Annotated in this window: 10 protein-coding genes; 3 read left to right on the top strand and 7 right to left on the bottom strand. The window is 57.3% G+C overall.

Annotated features, from left to right (window positions below; genetic code table 11):
- The coding region (locus IGS51_RS06145) for an FAD-dependent oxidoreductase (RefSeq protein ID WP_297077195.1) at nucleotides 1–951 on the bottom strand (951 nt) is incomplete at its 3' end.
- Between the two features lie 205 nt (nucleotides 952–1,156).
- Here IGS51_RS06145 and IGS51_RS06140 point away from each other — a divergent pair.
- A complete protein-coding gene (locus tag IGS51_RS06140) occupies nucleotides 1,157–2,860 on the top strand; it encodes a DUF3352 domain-containing protein (protein ID WP_297077193.1) in 1,704 nt (567 codons plus the stop codon).
- A 109-nt stretch (nucleotides 2,861–2,969) separates the two neighbouring features.
- Here IGS51_RS06140 and IGS51_RS06135 read toward each other — a convergent pair whose 3' ends face one another.
- The 3 genes from IGS51_RS06135 to IGS51_RS06125 form a co-directional block, all read right to left on the bottom strand.
- On the bottom strand, nucleotides 2,970–3,575 hold the full coding sequence (locus IGS51_RS06135; protein ID WP_297077191.1) for an O-methyltransferase: 606 nt from the start codon (nucleotides 3,573–3,575) through the stop codon (nucleotides 2,970–2,972).
- Between the two features lie 112 nt (nucleotides 3,576–3,687).
- Nucleotides 3,688–5,364: an iron uptake porin gene (locus IGS51_RS06130; RefSeq protein WP_297077190.1), complete on the bottom strand. Its 1,677-nt coding sequence runs from the start codon at nucleotides 5,362–5,364 to the stop codon at nucleotides 3,688–3,690.
- Between the two features lie 28 nt (nucleotides 5,365–5,392).
- Nucleotides 5,393–8,320, bottom strand: a complete 2,928-nt coding sequence (locus tag IGS51_RS06125) for a fibro-slime domain-containing protein (protein WP_297077188.1) — start codon at nucleotides 8,318–8,320, stop codon at nucleotides 5,393–5,395.
- A 699-nt stretch (nucleotides 8,321–9,019) separates the two neighbouring features.
- On the opposite strand from IGS51_RS06125, the gene gyrA reads away from it, so the two are divergent.
- The gene (gene gyrA / locus IGS51_RS06120) at nucleotides 9,020–11,602 is read left to right on the top strand and encodes a DNA gyrase subunit A (protein WP_297077186.1); all 2,583 of its coding nucleotides are present in this window, start codon (nucleotides 9,020–9,022) and stop codon (nucleotides 11,600–11,602) included.
- A gap of 63 nt (nucleotides 11,603–11,665) precedes the next feature.
- Here gyrA and IGS51_RS06115 read toward each other — a convergent pair whose 3' ends face one another.
- From IGS51_RS06115 to IGS51_RS06105, 3 genes are all read right to left on the bottom strand, one after another.
- Nucleotides 11,666–15,157 carry a PAS domain S-box protein gene (locus tag IGS51_RS06115; protein ID WP_297077184.1) on the bottom strand — a complete coding sequence of 1,164 codons (3,492 nt, stop codon included), beginning with the start codon at nucleotides 15,155–15,157 and terminating at the stop codon, nucleotides 11,666–11,668.
- A gap of 266 nt (nucleotides 15,158–15,423) precedes the next feature.
- Nucleotides 15,424–16,047 carry a TenA family protein gene (locus tag IGS51_RS06110; protein ID WP_297077182.1) on the bottom strand — a complete coding sequence of 208 codons (624 nt, stop codon included), beginning with the start codon at nucleotides 16,045–16,047 and terminating at the stop codon, nucleotides 15,424–15,426.
- A 181-nt stretch (nucleotides 16,048–16,228) separates the two neighbouring features.
- Nucleotides 16,229–17,242: a phosphoribulokinase gene (locus IGS51_RS06105; RefSeq protein WP_297077180.1), complete on the bottom strand. Its 1,014-nt coding sequence runs from the start codon at nucleotides 17,240–17,242 to the stop codon at nucleotides 16,229–16,231.
- A gap of 726 nt (nucleotides 17,243–17,968) precedes the next feature.
- On the opposite strand from IGS51_RS06105, the gene petH reads away from it, so the two are divergent.
- Entirely contained in the window at nucleotides 17,969–19,222 is a 1,254-nt protein-coding gene (petH, locus tag IGS51_RS06100) for a ferredoxin--NADP reductase (protein ID WP_297077178.1), read from the top strand.
- Nucleotides 19,223–19,658 lie beyond the last annotated feature (436 nt).

The following is a 19,658-nucleotide window of genomic DNA, read 5'->3' as shown; positions in this document are numbered from 1 at the left end:
GGGCGATCGCACGGTTGCATATCGCCAGCGATGCACTTGCAAGACTTGGGGCAGGATCTGCGGCGCAGGCAGTCCCGACAGCAGGTGCATTTTTGCATAGTCCAGCAGCGCCGTTCCTGCGGCTGTCAGGTCAGTCTCATCAAGGTGTGCTGCGGCAAAGGCAGCGCTGCTCTGAACCACCAGCGCGGGACAATCAGGATTACGCCCCTTAGAACTTTCCTGCGAAATCCAGGCTGCGGGAGCCTCTGGGGGACATTGCACCGCTGCCCAGGGCAACGCTTCAAACAGCGCCCGCTCAGCCTCCGAAAAGCAGGCGATCGCCGTGATGCAGGGGTTAAACTGCACCGCAGCCAGCGCTTCTAGCAAGTCTACCTCCAGAACGGAACCGAGCGGTTGCAGCAAATCGAGCGCCTGGGGAGACGGGATCGCCATCACCAGCGCTTTTGCAGACAGCGCTTGCCGATCGCCCGCCAGCGACTCAAGGGTCAGTTCCCAGCCCTGGGATGCTGGAGAAATCGCCACCACCCGCTGCCCCCGCCAGATCTCCAGCCCCGCGCCTAGCTGTTTTGCGACAGCCGTGATGCCGTCGGCTGCCACATAGCGGGGAGTGGCGGGTAGAGGAATGAACTCGTCGGGCTGCCAGCGATACACCGTCCCTGCCCACGGCTCCAGTCCACGCCCCAGCATCGCCTGAATCAACTGCTGCGACTGGGGCCCCTGGGCTTCTAGCCAGCGCAGCCCGTGGTCAGCGCAAGTGTCGGGCAATCGCCGCGTCGCCATGCGCCCGCCCAGTCCCCGCGATTTTTCTAGAACCACAGCCCGATAGCCTGCCCGATGCAAGCGCTGGGTGCAGACGAGGCCAGATAATCCAGCACCGACGACTGCGATGTCTACAACGTCATCTACAACGTCGCTAGCACTGGAGAGTTCGGCGTTTTTTGAAACGGGCATTGATTCTGTCATTGGCGTTGAAGTTGGGAGGTTGAATTTGAGGGGGTGAATAGGGCGTGACATTCACTAGAGAGATTGTGGCGATTTTGTGCGGGAAAAGCTGTTCAGGGGCGACTTTCCTAGGATTCGCCAATCCGCGATCCCCCTGCGGTACTACACTAAGTTTTGGCATGACTTTTGGCAAAACTTTCGCTGGTATGGGTTCATGAAGGCTCGCTCGTTTTACCTGGCGCTGGGTTCGGTGGCGCTGACGCTGCTGCTGCTGGCGATCGCAGGCTTTTACTGGCTCGTGGGGCAAAGTCCGCTGCGGCTGCTGCAAGGGGGACGAGTTGCGAGTCCGGAGGCGGCGATGTTTGTGCCTAAACAGGCTCCGGCGATGGTGTCGCTGCTGGTGAAACCAGAGCAACTTCGGGCGTTTCGGCTGGCGGTGTCGTCGCTGAGCAATCGCCGCAAAGCGCGGGAGGAACTGGAGGCGCTGGAGCGGACGCTGCTGACCAGTCGCGGACTGAGCTACGACGCGGATATTAAGCCCTGGCTGGGGAGCGAAATCACGCTGGCGGTCACCAGTCCCGACATCGACCGCACCCCCGCCAACGGGCAGCAGCCGGGCTACTTGCTGGCGCTGGAAACCGAAAACCCGCAGCAGGCGAAGGAGTTTGTGCAGCTTTTTTGGCAGAAGCGGGCGATCGCCGGAAGTAATCTTGTGTTTGAGCAATATTCCGGTGTCAAAGTTATTTATGAGCAGGGGGCGGGGGCAGGCTTGACAGAGCCAGTCGCGCTAGCCCCAACGCTGGCAAGTGCAGTGGTGGGCGATCGCTTCGTATTGTTTGCCAACTATCCCAAAGTTCTGCGCGATGCCATCAACAACGTGCAAGCGCCAGATCTAAGCCTGAAAAGCAGCCAAAAATATCAGGAGGCGCTGGCGGCCCTGCCAGAACGCCAGATCGGGCTGACGTTTGTGAACCTGCCGCAATTGGGCGCGTGGCTGGGCAGCCAGAGTCCGCTGGGCAGGCTGAGCAGCGACAAGAATCGCCAGTTTGAGAGCCTGGTGGCGGGTATTGAACTGGCGCGGCAGGGGCTTTTGGCAGAGACGGCGCTGCTGGCGGCTCCGGGGCAACCGCTGACGGCTCACAAGCCAGCCCTGACAGAACCCGTCGGCGCGTTGCAGTTTATTCCCCCTGCTACGCCTTTTTCCGCATCGGGGACGGACTTGAGCCAGCTTTGGGGGCAACTGACCGAAGGCTTGCAGGACTATGGTGTGCTGTCGGCCCTGCTGGGGCAGCCGATCGCCGCTCTGGAAGATCGGTGGGGCGTGACCTTTGAGGAAGACCTCGTGCCCTGGGTAAACCGGGAGTTTGCGCTGGGGCTGGTGTCGCCGCCGGGCCGCGAGCCGGAGTGGGTCTTTGTGGCAGAGAAATCGCCGGAAACCGCTGCGGGGATCGAGAAGCTGAATGCGATCGCCCAACGACGCGGCCTCACGGTCGGCCCGATTACTCTGGAAGATCGCCGTGTCTACACTTGGACACAGCTTTCGCCCAGCAGCAAACGGCGGGGCGCAGAACTCCAGGCCGATGTGCAGGGCGCTCACACTATGCTCGATAAGTACGAAATTTTCACGACTTCGGTCGAGGCGATGGACGAAATTCTGAAGCATCCCCAGAAGTCGCTGAGGACTGCCCAATCGTTTCAGGAGGCGATCGCCCCCCTCGCGCCCTACAACGATGGCTATCTCTATCTCGACTGGGAGAGCGTCCGCAAGCCGCTGGAGCAGCGCATCCCCGCCCTCAAGCTGGCAGAACTGGCGGGCAAGCCGTTTTTCGACCACCTGCGATCGCTGACCATCACCAGCTACGGCAGTGATACCAAAGTCCAGCGTGGCGCGGTTTTTGTGCAGTTGAAAAATACCTGACCTGCACAGGACTCACGCCGTTGGGCGACTCCTCATGGGCTACCCCCGCGAGAAATCGTCCAAAATTCAGCAAACGAATCGCAAGTGCGTAAGCTCTATCTCAACACCGCTAGGGATTGACCGACAAACGCGAGCGGCGGGTCGCCAGGAGGATACCACTGGCCCAGGCCAGTTTGGCGATCGCCCACTCGTTCCGCTGTTCCAAATCGGCAATCAGCGCGTCTACTTTGGGGGCGTGCCCCTCGGGCCAGTTTGCCTGGGGCAGCATATCGTCGATGAGGTACAGCCCGCCCGGCTTCACCAGCGAAAGCGCCAGATCCAGATGGGTGTATTTGCCAGGCCAGGTATCGGCAAAGATCAGGTCGAAGGACTCGCCCTGCTGCGCCAGCGATTCTAGAAATTGCCCCCCGTCCTGCACGAAAAAAGACACGCGCGGATCGGCGGCAAGGTGAGCCTGGGCGATCGCCACCAGCCCTGCCTCGCAATCCACCGTCCACAGCGTAGACTGGGCATCCATGCCGTCCAGCATCCAGGCCGTCGCCGCACCCGTGCCCGTGCCCAGTTCCAGAAATCGCCCGCCCGGTTTGCTGGCACAGAGCGATCGCAGCAGGGCCCCCATCAGGGGTTCCGAGAGCATCTGAAAATCGAGTACGCTCGTGTCTGCCAAGATTGCCGCCAGCACCGCAGGCGGATTCAGGTTTTCTGTATCGTTCATCCGCTTCTTCTAAGTAGATAGACCAAATTAAAAAACAGATTCCAAACCCTGCGCCGCCCGCGCGGTGGGCGGCGCAGGGTTCTTGATTTTATGTTTATCTATGTCCGCCTACTTAGAACTGAAACGTCGTCCGCAGCGTGCCGATGACAAACGAATCAAACAAATCGCGGTTTTGCTCTGGGGCTGTAACCACAATCACGCCGGGGGTAATCGAAATATTATCCGTGACGCGAATGCGGTAGAAAGCCTCGATATGCAGCGAAGTATCATTCTCCAGCCCCAGACTGGCAAGGGTATATTGACCCCGCAACCCGGTCAGGTAGGGTTCCACGCCCACCATAATGCCGCCCAGGTTTCCTGCACCAAACAGGTCAGGAAAGGCCAGCCCCAGCCCATAATACCAGATATCGCCGCGCCCGGTTTCCAGCAGCGTCAGGTTGGTATAGCCACCAAAAGCGCTGAGGCTGATGCCGGAACTGATGCGCCACGACAGTTCTAGACCATAGGAATTGGTGACAGCGGGTACGCCCAGCGCCCCGTGCAGCGCGTTGGCAGGAACCGTGCCTGTAAAAAACCGGCTGCTGCCCAGCCCCAGATCAAAGATGGCGTTGGGTGTGGAAATGCCGCTCGTGGCAACTTCCGTATGGTAGCCGTGGACATAGGTTAGTCCGATGTTGAAATCCTGACTGGGGGCGAAGGTGAGTTGCCCCAGCGCGGCATAGTCGCCGTTAAAAAAGCCGCTGTCTTCGCCAGGATTGGCGGCGTTGTCGGCCAAGTAGCCGAGCGACAGCGCCAGCGTGCCGTCGTCGTCAAAGCGATAGTTGAACCCCGTGCCGCCGCCGATGCGATAGATCGGGCTGTATTGGCTGAAGGGCGACAGGGAACCATTGCCGCCATCGGCATCGTTGAAGAAGGGGCTGAGAGTGCTGTGGACGTAGGCTTGATGCGTGCCGCCAATCGCCGCGACGTAGGCACTGAGGCGCTGACCCAGGTTAAAGCCATAGGTCAATCGATCCACCTGGACATTGTTGCTGGTGTCGCCCCCAAGGGCCGTAATCAGCAGTCCCTCTGCGGTGCCACGCGGCACAACGTTTGGAACCAGGTTGGAACGACCCAAACTGCTGACAACTGTGCGGGGGGTTCGGTTGCCTGCGGTCAGCCGAGTTTGCAGCAAGTCATCGCCGCTGAAGCTGGTTTGAAAATTCAAGCGGGCGCGATATTGAAACACCGTGGTGTTGCCCACTGCCTCCAGTTGATCGCCGAATAGATCGTTGATGTCGAAAATCCCCTCGCCTGCCAGCCGGGTCGTGGTCGAAAACTGGTTGGCTTCCAGTTCCGCTGTCCGGTCTTCCAGCAAATCCACGCGACCCCGCAAATCCGCCAACTCGCGGGCAAATTCTCGCTGCAAGGCTTCGATTCGCGCTAGGGCTTCCGGGTCAAGATTCTCCAGCCGACCAACGACGGCATCCAGACAGGAAGCCAGACCTGCGGCAAATTCGTAGCGGGTTAAGGCTTGTCGCCCGCGAAAAGAGCCGTTTGGATAGCCCTCTAAACAGTCCAATCCGCCCTGCTGTTCGCTATTCGCCAGGTAAGCCAGCGCTTCGTAGGCCCAGTCGCCGGGGCTAACGTCGGCAAACTCGCTGACGGAAGTGACCTGGGCCATCGGGTCGCCCTCTAGGAGAGCAGATTGGGCGATCGCCCCTTTGGGCTGGGCCGCCAGTCCGATCGTTGCCAGCAGCAGACCGCTGAATTTCAGAGCAGGAAGCGTTTTGGGGAAAGGAAGATGCATGATTTCTGAAGAATGGGGGATCAGCAAACTAGGTGGGCTGCGGGAAGAAAATATCGCCTGGATCAGGGTTGGAGTCTACTGGGTTGCGGGGGCGGGTATCCTGAATCACCACCACATCGGTGATTTGGGGTAATTCCCAATGGGGAAGGTAGCCGTCGCCCGGACGCAGTTGCAGCACCACGCGCTCGTTGTCTTCATCTTGATTATCAGCATGGGGGGTGACCCAGATAATGCCCTGACCCGTTTGGGGATCGATGCGGACGCGCTGCGGCGGGTCGAGGGTATAGTCGCGGGGTTGCGCGGCCTTGCGAGCGTTGCGATTCACCTCATAGTTCACAAACATTGGCGTGGGTGGTTTGGGGCGAACGGTTACCACAAACTTGCCCTTGTCCGCAGGGCGCATGGTTCTCTGCGCCTGAGCATCCTTGGGTTCCCTGGTCCAGCGCTGGGTGGCTTGCAGCGTGGCAATCGGCATGTCTGTAATTACAATGGCTGCGGTGCGTCCGGGTTCACCCGGATTGGGCACTCGATAGGCCGCATCGGGCAGCAGTTCCAGAACGACATGCTCTGGCGTAGCGGCTTCGTCGCCGGGAATATCTGCACGGGCGAACACAGGGATATGGGCTTTGCGGCTGCTGGGATCGATCTGCACAACGCCACTCAGGGGGTCATAATCCTGACCAAAGGTGGCGTGATGTAGACCTGGCGGCGTGATGACGCGATAGCGCACGGTGGTTTGTCCCTGGGGAGCCACGTCTTCTAAGCTGACCTCGAATAGGGCGGTATGTCTCTCGGCGATCGCCTCTCCGGGTAAGGGTTCCCTGGCATTTCGCAGGGTGCGAATCCGGGCAACGGGCAGCGGCGGCGGCACTGGGCGATCGAGAATGCGGATGCGAGCGCTGCGGCCTGGCTCACCCACAGCGGGCAGACGGTAGGTGACATCTGGCACTAGTTCCAGCACCACATGCTCCTGCGGGTTTACTTCATCACCCGCGACATCGGCCCTAGCGACGACGCGAATCTGGGCCTTGCCAGTAGCGCGGTTCACCGTCACGACCCCGCTCAAGGATTCATAATCCTGACCGGGCGTGGCGTTTCGCACGTCGGCAGGCATGATCACCCGGTAGCGCACCGTTGTCTGGTCTTGCAAAATCGGCCCCTCCAGGCTGACCTCAAACAATCCCACATGAGATTCGGTCAGGGCTTCACCGGGGCGGGGTTCGAGCGCCTCGCGCACGGCGTAAATGCGGACGAGGGGCGGCGGCGGCGGCGGCAACGCTGGGTCGGTAATCGACAGCATGGCACTGCGTCCGGCTGCGCCTACAGCGGGAAGGCGGTAATCAACCTGAGGCAATAGCTCAATGGAGACGTATTCCACCCCTTCGTTACCCGCGACATCGGCTCTGGCAACGACGCGAATTTGGGCTTTGCGGGTGGCGCGATTGATCATCACCGTGCCGCTGAGGGGTTCATAGTCCGAGCCTGGAGTGGCGGCGGGCAGGCCCGGTGTTTCAATGACCCGATAGCGCACGGGCGTATTTTCCAGCGGCAGGTCGCCCGCCAGCGAGATTTCAAGCAAACCGACATGGGTTTCGGTCATGGTTTCGCCGGGGCGCGGTTCCACGGCATCCCGCAGCTTTTGTACGGTGGCGAGGGGCGGCGCGTAGTTGGCAATGAACACAGTATCTTCCGTGCGATCGCCCAGTTGATAGCCGCCGTTTTCGTAGCCCAATAGCTCCACGCACACCTCTTCGCGGCCCTCGTCGGGGTTGTTGTCATCCAGCGGCGTGACGGTCAGCAGCACGCTGGTTTGTCCGGCGGGAATCAGCACGCGATCGCTGCTGGGCGGCAGGGCCGGCGACGAGAGAATGAAATCTTGATGGGCGATCGCCATGCGCGGCGCAGGCAGATCCTTCAGCCGATAGCGCACCCACAGCCCACTGGCCGGAGCCGTTGCCCCATCGACCAAGCTGATGCGAAACTGTCCGGGCACAGCCGCCGCGTAGGGAGTCGGCTCTACTGCATTGGGCTGAGTCGCCTCAATCCGGACACGGGGCAGCGGCTTGAGCAGCAGCGACGTTTCAATCCGAAAGGTGCAGCGATGGGTGTGGCGTTCGGCAAAAAAGAAGAAAAACTCGTAGGTTTCGCCGACGGTTAGCTCCAGATTCAGCGGCGCGTAGGCATCGCCAAGGTTCAGCCCCAAATGCTGACGCAGGTTGAGCTTCAGATGGCGGCTGGGGTCGGCGGCCTGATTTTGGGGATTGTTGAGGCGGAGGTCGAGCTTGCGGTGCTCTTTGCCATGCACCCCGCCGATATCAATGGCGAGCAAGGCTCCGGTGCGACCGCCGCCGATGGACTGATTGCCAATGAACACCCACAGGTCATCGTCGCCTTCAAAAACAAACTCCTCTGTGCCCTGGTAGGTAAACTTGGCTGAGGTTTCTAGCGTGAAGTGGTAGTTATGAAACTTGCCATCGTCGGGGTGGCGATAGGCTCCGGGCGTGGTCAGGTTAAATCGATCGTCGGGATTGGAATTCTGGTTCTTTTTGGCTCTTAGGCGTTCGCCAATGGGAGACAGCGTATTCCCCGGCATCCCGTTTTGATCGAGGAGAAAAAGCTCCTTATCCAGATTGCCAAACAGCCGATCGTCGATCGGAAAAAAGCTTTCGCGATGATAGCGATAGGTGCCGCCGGGTTGCCCAACGCCGTTGTCTAGCTCTAGCTGAATCTCAGTTTCGGCGTTCACACCCGGAACGCTGCGAAACCATTGGTCAAAGGTATTTTTGCTGGTAACGGTATGACTGCGGGGCGATCGCCCTTCATTAAAGACGGGCTTATTATCCTCGCCTAAAATGGGCAGCACCAGTCCTGTTTCTAGCGGTGTCCGCTTATTTTCAAAGTCGGGATGATCGGCTCGAAAATCTCGAACTTTCGCGGTTAGCTGAATAATCGCCATAGTTGCGCCCTTTGTGATGACAGGTGTTGGATGCCAGCCGCGACCCCAGAGAACTTGCTGAACCGCTTGCAGCGTCTATCTTGCAGCGTCTATATCGTCCTATATCGTCTATGCTGCGATTGGACAGCTTTTACCCGGAGCAAGCGTCTGCGGGGGATGCAGAACGCTTTGGGCTACTGGCACAGGTGACTACAGTGGTGTCACAATTTTCTCCGGAGATGCCAAATAAAAAAGTGTCGATTTGCAACAAATCCCTCCGGGAGGGATTCCTAGCAGAGTGGGGCAATCTGGTGCAGGGAATTAGGCGAAGGGGTTGGAGGGTCAGGGCTTTGGGGCGATCGCCCAGTGCCCCGGCTCAGGCTCCGGCAAAACAAGGGGGTGTGCTATAATTTGAGATGCTGAAATGCTTGATTTTCAAGCCTTTTGGGTACTTTTCAAGTCCTCATCTAGAACCAAGTCAGCCTGTTTGATGCGGTCGGAAGCAGAGCGATGCTGTGTCTGTAAAGAAATATGTAGCCCGCAAAGAAATATGTAGGCTTATCTCTCTAGGCGCGGGTTGACGGTATCAATCCAGAACTTGCTCTAGCCTGCAATACAAAACTGCAATACAAAACTGCAATCCACAGCGGTAATGCAGAACGCAGGTCGTAAAGCTCGACTTCTAGTCCCCTTCTCACCCTTTTCGGAGCATTTCAATCTATGACTTTCTCCTCGGAGTCGCCCCAAGACCGGATCGTGCCCACAGACCTCCGCACGGAAATGTCCCGGTCATACCTGGAATACGCCATGAGCGTGATCGTAGGGCGGGCGCTTCCCGATGCGCGAGACGGTCTTAAACCCGTTCATCGTCGTATTCTCTACGCCATGCACGAACTGGGCCTTGCGCCCGATCGCCCCTTTCGCAAATGCGCCCGCGTGGTAGGCGACGTGATTGGTAAATACCATCCCCACGGCGATACGGCAGTGTATGACGCGCTGGTGCGAATGGCGCAAGATTTTTCGATGCGATCGCCCCTCGTCGATGGGCACGGCAACTTCGGTTCTGTGGACAACGACCCGCCCGCCGCCATGCGATATACCGAGTGTCGTCTGCGGGCCATTACCACCAACGCGCTGCTGCAAGACATCGAGTCGGAAACCGTAGACTTTGTCCCCAACTACGACGGGTCGCAGCAGGAACCCTTGGTTCTGCCTGCTCGTATTCCCCAACTGCTGCTCAACGGCTCATCGGGCATTGCGGTCGGCATGGCCACCAACATCCCGCCCCACAACCTGGGTGAACTGCTAGACGGGCTGGTGGCGCTAATCGCCAACCCAGACATGACCGATGCCGAACTGATGCAAATCATCCCCGGCCCCGACTTTCCCACAGGCGGCATTATCCTGGGCACCAGCGGCATCCGCGAAGCCTACGCCACCGGGCGCGGCTCCATCACCATGCGCGGCGTGGCCACCATTGAAACCATCGAGCGGCGCGGCGCACCGGATCGCGAAGCCATCATCATTACCGAATTGCCTTACCAAACCAACAAGGCCGCGCTGATCGAGAAAATCGCCGAAATGGTGAACGAGCGCAGGCTGGAAGGCATTGCTGATATCCGCGATGAGAGCGATCGCGACGGAATGCGAATCGTGATTGAACTGCGACGCGATGCCTATCCCCGCGTCGTCCTCAATAACCTCTACAAACAAACGCCGCTGCAAGCCAATTTTGGAGTCAACACCCTCGCTCTGGTGAACGGTGAACCGCAGCTTTTGGGATTAAAAGAATCCCTCCAAGTGTTCCTCGATTTTCGCATTGAAACGATTACGCGCCGCACGCGCTATGAACTGCGAAAAGCAGAAGAACGCGATCACATTTTGCAGGGCTATCTGATTGCCCTGGCGAATCTGGATGAGATTATCGCGCTCATTCGGGGCGCAGCGGACACGCCTACTGCAAAGCAAGAGCTGATGGAACGCTACAGCTTGTCAGAAGCGCAGGCCGACGCGATTCTGCAAATGCAACTGCGCCGCCTCACCGCGCTGGAGGCAGGCAAAATTCAGGCAGAACACGATGAACTGCAAGTCAAAATTGCCGACCTGCAAGACATCCTGGCCAACCGGGAGCGCATTTTACAAATTATTCGGGACGAAGCAGTGGAGCTAAAAGCGGCCCACGCCACCCCGCGTCGCACAGTAATCGAACCCCTCGATGGCGAATTGGGCGATATTGACCTGATCGCCAATGAACGGGCCATCATTCTCGTCACGGAGCAGGGCTACATCAAGCGGATGCCCGTCAGCACTTTTGAGGCGCAAAACCGGGCAACGCGGGGCAAGTCCGGCACTCGCATGAAGGAAGATGATGGCATTGATCACTTCCTGACCTGCAACGACCACGACAATATCTTATTTTTTAGCGATCGCGGCGTGGCCTATTGTCTGCGGGCCTATCAGGTGCCCACGGGGTCCCGCACGTCTCGCGGTGTGCCCATCGTGCAACTGCTGCCGATTCCTGTGGAGGAGAAGATTACCTCGGTCGTTGCGGTGACCGAATTCACCGATGATCTTTATCTGGTGATGTTGACCCAGAAGGGCTTCATTAAAAAGACGCAGCTTTCGGCCTTCGGCAACATCCGCACCAACGGGCTGATTGCGATCTCTCTGGAAGACGGCGACCAGTTGCGCTGGGTACGACTGACCACTGCAGACGACAGCATCATCATCGGCTCTCGCAAGGGCATGACGATCCATTTCCGCACGGATCATGAGCAACTGCGTCCCCTGGGTCGCCCAACCCGCGGCGTGCGGGCCATGAGCCTGCGCGAGGGCGATGAGCTGATGAGCATGGATATCTTACCCAGCCAGGTGGTGCAAACCATTGCCGAGGGCGACGACACCGATAGCGATGGCGATCTGGCAGAGGAGGAGTGCAGCACGGCGCAAGGGCCGTGGGTGCTGGTCATCACCACAGGTGGGCTGGGCAAGCGCGTTCCGGTGAATCAGTTCCGGCTGCAAAAGCGGGCTGGCATGGGGCTGCGGGCAATTCGCTTCCGCAAGGCGGGCGATGAACTGGCGGCGCTGCGCGTGGTAAACGAAGATGATGAAATGATTTTGGTGACGAGCCGTGGCATTATCATCCGCCAGGTGGTAAACGCGATTTCCTGTCAGTCGCGGGCGGCGACGGGGGTGCGTGTGCAGCGATTGGATGAAGACGATGCGATCGCCGATGTGGCGCTGGTGCCGCCCTCTGGTGAAGCGGAAGACCCAGATGCCGAGGACGAAGCCCCCGAAAGCTAAGCCCGAAAGCTAAGCCCGAAAGCTAAGCCTGAAAGCTAAGCGCGAGAGAGCGTCTTCAGTGCATCAGTCCTGGAAGTTTTCGCGCAGGGCTTGGGGGTTTTGGCATTGGGGCGATCGCTCTAGGGGCAGTTGAATCCTCAGGCTAAGCCGCCGAGACTCACATTCGGCCTGAGTCATGCCGCCCAGATATTCCACCCGTTTTTTGACTAGCGCCAGCCCCAGCCCCATGCCGCCGTGTTTCCAGGGATCGAGGTTAGGAATGCGGTAGAACCGATCAAAGATACGATCGCACTCGGTCGCGGGCACGTCTACCCCCGTATTCGCCACGCACAGGTTCAGGAGCGTCGCTGTCGCCGTAGCTGAAACCTCAATTGCCTCGCCCGTGGGTGTATATTTGCAGGCATTGGTCAGCAGTTCGCGCAGCACCCGCTGGAGCAGCGACGCATCGGTAACAATCGGTGGCAAATCGGGCTTTATAGACAGGGTTAGCTGCTGCTGTTGGCGCTGGGCCCGCTCCCAAAACGGCTCCAGCACATGGGGCAACCAATCTTGCAGAGTGAGGGGACTGAGGATCAGTGGTTCTGCGTCTGCATCGAGGCAGGTTAGATCAAGCAGGTCATTAATTAGGCTAATCTCGCGCTGGCCCTCGTCCTTGAGGATTTGAAAATATTGGGACAGTAGCGTGGGGGTAGATTGGCCTGGCTCTGGCAACAGCCCCAATTGCCGGAGGTGAACTTCAAGCAGGTCGGTGGCTAGCTTGATGCTGGCCATGGGCGTGCGGAGTTCGTGGGAAACGGTGCTGAGAAAATCATCTTTGAGTCGATTCAGTCGCTGTAGCTCTGTCACCTGGGCTTGGGCGGCTTGGTAGAGCCGAGACTGGCGGAGGGCGATCGCGCACTGATTAGCCACCTGCTGCACCAGCCGAATTTCGGGTTCGCTAAACCACTGCTCGCGCGGCCGCAGCAACCAGATATCGCCCAAACTGCCCTGATCATCTCGAATCGGCTGTGTGAGAATCGCTGAATCATGCATCAACTGCCGACTGACTTGAACTTCGAGGCAGCAGTGGCAAAACTGCTGACCCACACCTTGCAAAAGCTGTGTGTAAAGTTGAGGATGATCCTCCATCGGGAGAACCAGGCCGGCCGCCGACTGATCTGCCGCTGCATATTCGCAATAGATGGTAGAAGTGTGATGCTCCAAATCATAAAGGGCTGTGTCGCAGCACAGCACCCGCAGCGTTTGCCCCAATTCTTGAACCACGGCTTGCAGGATTTTGCGCTCGTCCAGGCTATCGCGCACTTTATCTGTAATGCGCTTGAGCGCCGCCTCAAACTCTAGCGCTTGCTGGAGTTCGGCGGTGCGCTCCCGCACCTGCTGTTCTAGCGTGGCAGCCCATCGCTGCACCTGCTGATGCAAGCTAGATTGCTGAATGGCGATCGCTAACTGATCAGCAACACGCTTTGCCAGTTCCCTTTCCTCAGCCTGCCAAGCCACCTCAGAACCCGCCCTAGATAGGGTCAAACTGCCCCAAACTTTGGCGTTTGCACTGATGGGCACTAGCAGCCATGCTCCCGGAAACACCTCTGCTAGCCGTCGATTTATCGGATCTTGAATCGTTGTCGTGTTGTCAATCTGCACTATCTGCAACCGCTTGAGCTGTTCCGCAAAGGGATTATCCCTATCCGAAATGTCAAACGCCAGCTTATCGGGGGTATTGGGTAGCTGATTGTGAACCACCAGATGTCGCCAGCAGCGTTCTGCGGGCAGATATTGCACGATCGCCACTTCTCCCTGCAAAAACTCAGCAATATGGGCAGCAGAAATTGTGAAAATCGTGTTCAAGTCAAGGGAACTGCGAATCGCCCGCACCACCTCACCGAGCATTCGCTCTTGATAAGCTTGGCGCTGGAGGGCAGTTTCGGCGGCTTTGAGATCACTAATATCCAGCACCACGCCATACCAGGCGATGTCCCCATTGTCACGCTGCTTGGGGCGAGAACTACCCTTCAGCCATTTCACCTGACCCGAAGGAGTGATAACGCGCCACTCGCAATAGAACGGTTCTAGCCCAACAAGACTACGCTGCACAGCGGCTTCATACGTTGCTCGGTCATCAGGGTGAATACATTCGACGAGCAAGTTGGGGTTTGCAATCACCTCAGCCACGGAATACTCAAGAATCTCTTCAATTGACCGGCTCATGTGTTCTATATACAAGGAGCCATCTTGTCGCAGCACTAGAATGTAGATATTGGCAGGGGACGAGTTGGAAATTTCTAGAAGCCGCAGTTCGCTTTGGCGGAGAGCAAGTTCGGCAGCTTTGCGATCGCTGATATCGACGTAGGCGATCGCCACTCCATAATGCTCCAGCGGAATCGGCGCAGCGCTGACACTCACCCAACACACCGATCCATCCGGCCGCCGAACTCCCTGCTCTTGCCCCAAGATGGTTTGTCCTTCTCGCAACGCTTTGACCGAAGCGTACCTGTCCGGCGGCATTGGGCTGCCGTCGGCGTGAAGAACGTTCCATGTCGTTCCATCACAAGTCCGTCGCGTATGTTCTCTAGCCGAAATCCCCAAAATTTGCTCAGAAGCTGGGTTCACCTCAATCACCCTGCCCGCTGCATCGGTAATCGATACCCCCACAGGCAAGATTTCAAACAGGGTTTGATACTTCTGCTGGCTCTCTCGGAGGGATTCCTCCAAGTGCTTGCGCTCGGTAATGTCTACATGGGTGCCGATCATCCGCAATGGCGCACCCGTCGCATCGCGCTCCACCACCTTGCCCCGGTCAAGAATCCATCGCCAGGTTCCATCCCTAGCCCGCAACCGATATTCGCTGCGGAATAGGGGCGTGCGCCCAGCCAGATGAATTTCCGTTTCCCACAGAACCCGATTTCGATCGTCAGGATGGAGCCGACTGCTCCATTCCTGCAAGCGATCCCCAATTTCGTCTGTTCTGTCATCGTAGCCCAGCATCCGCTTCCACGCGCCAGACAGCCATAACGTACCAGTTGGAATATGCCAGTCCCACACGCCGTCTTCAGCGCACTCCAGCGCAATTTCTGCCCGCTCTCGCTGTCGAATCTCGGCTTGCAGTCGTTGATTGGTGGCTTGCAGCATGGCGTTGGCTGCCAGCAGATCTGCCGTGCGCCGCTGAACCTGTTGCTCTAGATCTTGGTTTAGGGCTTGCACCTGGCGCTCTAGCTGGCGACGCTCGGTCATATCCCGCAGCACCGATAAATGTCGATGAGGCACAAAGTGGGCGGTGGCGGCGTATTCCACCTCGCGCACCGTGCCATCGGGACGCACCAGGGTAAATTCTCCCCGCTCCCGCCCCTTTTGTAGAAACTGCTGCCAGGCACTTGGAAAATCAAACTCGACTTGGGAAAAATCGGCAACGCAGCGACCGAGCAAATCGTCTAAAGAAACACCAAATAACTCACAGGCAGCGGGATTGGCATCAATGTAGTGGCCGCTGTCGTCGGCGATCGCCATTGCGTCCATCGCCTCCTCAAAGAAGGCGCGGAGGTGGAGTAGAGTATCCGACAAGTCAACGTGGGGAAAACCATCGGAGGGTTGGGACAGCATACAGTTAACTGGATGACGCTTACCGACAGATGCGTTAACAGATGCAGTGACCAGATTCAGGACGACTGCCTCCTACGTTACCCGTAACCCAACGCAGTCTCTTGCTGCCACTCCGTCAACAGTTATAACTTGGGCATAACTTAAACCTACCTAGAATTTTAAGATGCCCCAAACTGCCCTTGTTAAAACAATTTCCATAGACTTCGATGTTCCTAATCTCAGCAAGCCTAGTGGTCTGCCCAAGCCGATTCAAAGAAGTCTAGCTCACACTGCATCGCATAACGGTAGGTGGTCTGCACGAGCGGCGTAAGCGTGGCATATTGCTCCGACAAGTCGGCAAGCTGCTCCGTCAGCGGCTCAAACTCAGCACTACTGTAGGTGCGAATCCAGTCAGCATAGGTATGGGCAGGAGTGCCCGACGCTGCTAGTGCCTGCCCCAAAAATGCGTAGAGCTTCATGCAGGGCAGCATGGCCACGGCTATAATACCGACCGTTTGGCTCCAGGCCGTGGCCAGCAAAAAGTCGGTATAGCGTCGCGTGGCGGCTCCCGGCTGCACCGATCGCAAATCCACTCCCCACTGTATTGCATAGCTTTCGTGTAAGTTTAACTCATGCAGCACACCGCCCGCCAGAGTGTGAAATACCTGAAATCCCTGCCAGTCAGGGGCTTTGGCAGCAGCAATGCTGTAGGCGCGGGCAAAGGCTTCTAGAAAAAAGGCATCCTGCCCAACGTAATAGCTAAATTTTGCCTTGTCTAGCGAGCCGTCGCCAATGCCCTGCACAAAAGGGTGGTTCAAACAGGCGATCGCCAAATTCTGGTTTTCCTGCCACAGCGTTTCTGATAGCCTCATCCCGCCCTCCCAAATCCCAAATTAAACCCAACAGGACTTACGCACTTGCGATAAGCTCTTTGATTTTTGGATAATTTCTCCAACTGCGTCAGCCCTACCCAAAAAATCAGCGTCCCCAGACCTCAGCCCAGGAACGCCAACCACTAAACCTAAAAATTGAGCCTCAGTTGAGCCTCACGGCCTAATTGGAGCCAGCTTTGGCCGCCAGCATTGCATCGGGCGAGGTCAGCTTCTCGTAGGTGGCCCGCATCTTCAGCCCTACCAACACCTGGAACAGACCGCTGCCGTTTGCCGAACCCGGATACTCACGGTGCTTCAGCAGCAGTTCAGTCAGTTCCCCGTAATACTTGGTAGACAGATTGCTCAGGTGGCTTTCGATGTAGATCACCTCATCTAGGCGATCAAACTGGCCATCCACCTCCAGCACCGACACCGGGTTGCCGTAGTAGCTATCGGGGCCGTAGAACAGGCGAATCCCCGGATAGGAGCAGGTCAGCTTGCGACCGCAGGGAATCCAGTCGATGGTCGAGCCTTCATCAAACAGATAGGCAGGCTCAAATCCTTCCACGCCTTCTTTCTGAACCATACGAACCCGCAGCACCTTACGCTCCGTGTCGTTGGGGATGAGCTTGGTCGGCAGAATCTGAATGACCACATCCGCGTACTGCTTTTGCGGGTCAATGTAGGCTTCAAAGTCGGGACGACGCGAGTTGATGGCAGCCAGCACGTCTTCGTAAGTGTGGCCACGCTCTGCCATGTCGCGCTGGATTTTCCAGGCAATTTTTACTTCGTCGTCGATGTCGAGATAGACGCTGAAATCGAGGAGCGATCGCACTCGCTCGTCATACATCGGGTGCAGCCCCTCAATCACCACAATATGGTTGGGATGAACCGTCTCCGGCGGGTCAATCATCCCCGTTTCGTGGTTATAAATCGGCTTCTCAATCGACTTGCCTTCCTTCAGAGCCTTAATCTGCTCGTACATCAAGTCGAAGTTATTCGCCTTGGGGTTCAGCGCCGTCACGCCCAATTCTTTGCGCTGCTTACGATCCAGACTGTGATAGTCGTCTAAGCAGATAACGGTCATCATGTGTTCGCCGAAAAGATCTGCCAAGCGGCGCAAAAAGGTGGATTTGCCGCACCCAGAGTCACCGGCAACGCCAATTAAAACTACACGGTCTGGCTTATTGGTCATAGCTTTCCTCTAAAACAACTGTCCTCTTGACTGTCCTCTTAACTGCCCACGACTCCCACCTGCCCACAAGTCCGGCTCGATCACTCCAGGCAATACCCAAAACGCTAAAAGCACCTGTCCGCCTAACAAGCACCATAGGTTCTGAGTTTAAGTAGCACCTGTAGAATGACTGCACATGACTTCTCAGGCACGTCGCCTGTTCAAGCACATTACGCTGCTAGCAAGACCGCTGGCACCATGCGCCCGCTGAATACTGATGGCACACCAGACCGGTGAAACATCCAGTTGGATACCCGGCTCTCAAGCGCTAACTAGTCGCCAACTAAGTATTTACTACTAGCGATACTAGAAATCTTACCAGAGAATCCCCGCAACCTACAAGGTAAGCGGGTTATGCCCAAGTTCCTAATCTCTATGCTAAGGGGAATGGGGACACCTGGGAATATGAAATTGCTGTGAAATTGAAACGGCTTTAACAATCTGCATCTGGGCGGCTCGTCTATGGTTAGAGCAGATCGGACAGGGTCTATTCCTGTCTGGGGCTTCAGTGAGCGAGGCAACCCCTGCAATGCTACGCTATATAGCAAACTGGGAATCGCCTGGGATGCGGGTTCGCAGATGCCGGAATTGACAAGCCTGGAAGCAACCGCCAGACCGTCAACGCTCATCCGCGCTCGCGCTCAACGTTCCTCATCCATTGTTGGTTCAGAGAGCATTGACATAACGATGTATAACCCTAGCGCAGCAGGTGGCGCTGCCAACTCACCATCCGGGAGTCGCCTTTTCCTCTATGAGGTCGAAGGTCTACGCCAAAACCAAGAAACCGATAGACAAGACTTTCCTATTCGTCGGAGCGGCAGCGTGTTTATCACCGTGCCCTACTCTCGCATGAATCAGGAAATGCAGCGGATTACCCGCTTGGGGGGCAAGATTGTTAGCATTCGTCCCCTGACTATTGATGGCGAAGCCAACGGCAAGGCCGCTCCTGCCCCTGAAGCCCCTCCCGCCGCAGCGACCCCTGCTGCTGTGGCCGAGTCGCCAACTCCTGAAGCGGAAGGGAAGAAACCCATGACCCAGGCTAAAGAAAAAGAAAAGTCTACGATTCCGGTTAACATTTACCGTCCCAATGCCCCGTTTATTGGCAAGTGCATTTCAAACGAAAAGCTGGTGCGCGAGGGCGGCATTGGCACGGTGAATCACATCACGTTTGATCTGTCGGGTGGCGACCTGCACTATTTAGAAGGTCAGAGCATCGGCATTATCCCCGAAGGCACAGATGACAAAGGCAAGCCCCACAAGCTTCGCCTATATTCCATTGCTTCAACCCGCCACGGCGACAACATGGACGACAAGACTGTGTCGCTGTGCGTCCGCCAGTTGGAATATAAGCATCCCGAAACGGGTGAAACGGTTTACGGCGTTTGCTCCACTTATCTGTGCAACCTAGAGCCGGGTGCGGATGTGAAGATCACTGGCCCCGTTGGCAAGGAAATGCTGCTGCCGGACGACCCTGATGCCAAAATCATCATGATGGCGACGGGTACAGGCATTGCGCCGTTCCGGGCGTTCCTGTGGCGCATGTTCAAGGACAACGAGCGGGCAGCGAACCCGGACTACCAGTTCAAGGGGCTGGCCTGGCTGATCTTTGGGATTCCGGTGACCCCGAACATCCTTTATAAGGAAGAACTGGAGGAGATTCAGGCCAAGTATCCTGAGAACTTCCGCCTGACCTACGCCATCAGCCGTGAGCAGCAGAACGCGAAAGGCGGCCGGATGTATATCCAGGATCGGGTGGCAGAACATGCAGATGAAATCTGGGCATTGGTCAAGGATGAGAAGACCCATGTCTACATTTGCGGTCTGAAGGGCATGGAGGACGGCATTGATGCTGCAATGGCCGAGGCTGCGGCAAAGGAAGGCGTGACCTGGAAGGACTATCAGCGCTCAATTAAAGAACGCTGGCACGTTGAGACCTACTAGGTTCTAATTTCTTTTTCACGGCTTAGACAAATAAAGTGCGATCGCCCGGTAGTGTTTCTGCTGGGCGATTTGCGTTGGGAAAAGGGAAGAAGGAAGAACGAAGAAGGAAGAACGAAGAAGGAAGAACGAAGAAGGAAGAAGGTAGTGTTTCGGGTGGGTGAGTTGTTTTGTGAGGTTAGTGCCAAGCCGTTTTGGGATCTGGTGTCTGGTTCAATCCCCCTGATTTAATCCCCCTGAGGGGGAATTCCCCAAGCTGGAGGGCTGGGTGGTAGGATGCTACCAACTTTTTCAGCCGGGGGAGGCTCTGGGGAAGTATCAGATGGGTCGTGTAGGAACGCTACTGCTGGGACTGGGGCTGTCTTTATGGGGCGGCTATTTCAAGATGCCAGGGGCGATCGCCCAGTCGCTTGACCCTCGCCCCCAACCGCCGTTGCCA

Origin of the sequence: Thermoleptolyngbya sp. M55_K2018_002 (genome assembly GCF_015295965.1) — a bacterium.
GTDB classification, from domain to species: Bacteria; Cyanobacteriota; Cyanobacteriia; order Elainellales; family Elainellaceae; genus Thermoleptolyngbya; species Thermoleptolyngbya sichuanensis.
Note: the sequence above shows the minus strand (reverse complement) of the source record. Positions and strands in the feature narration are given on the sequence as shown.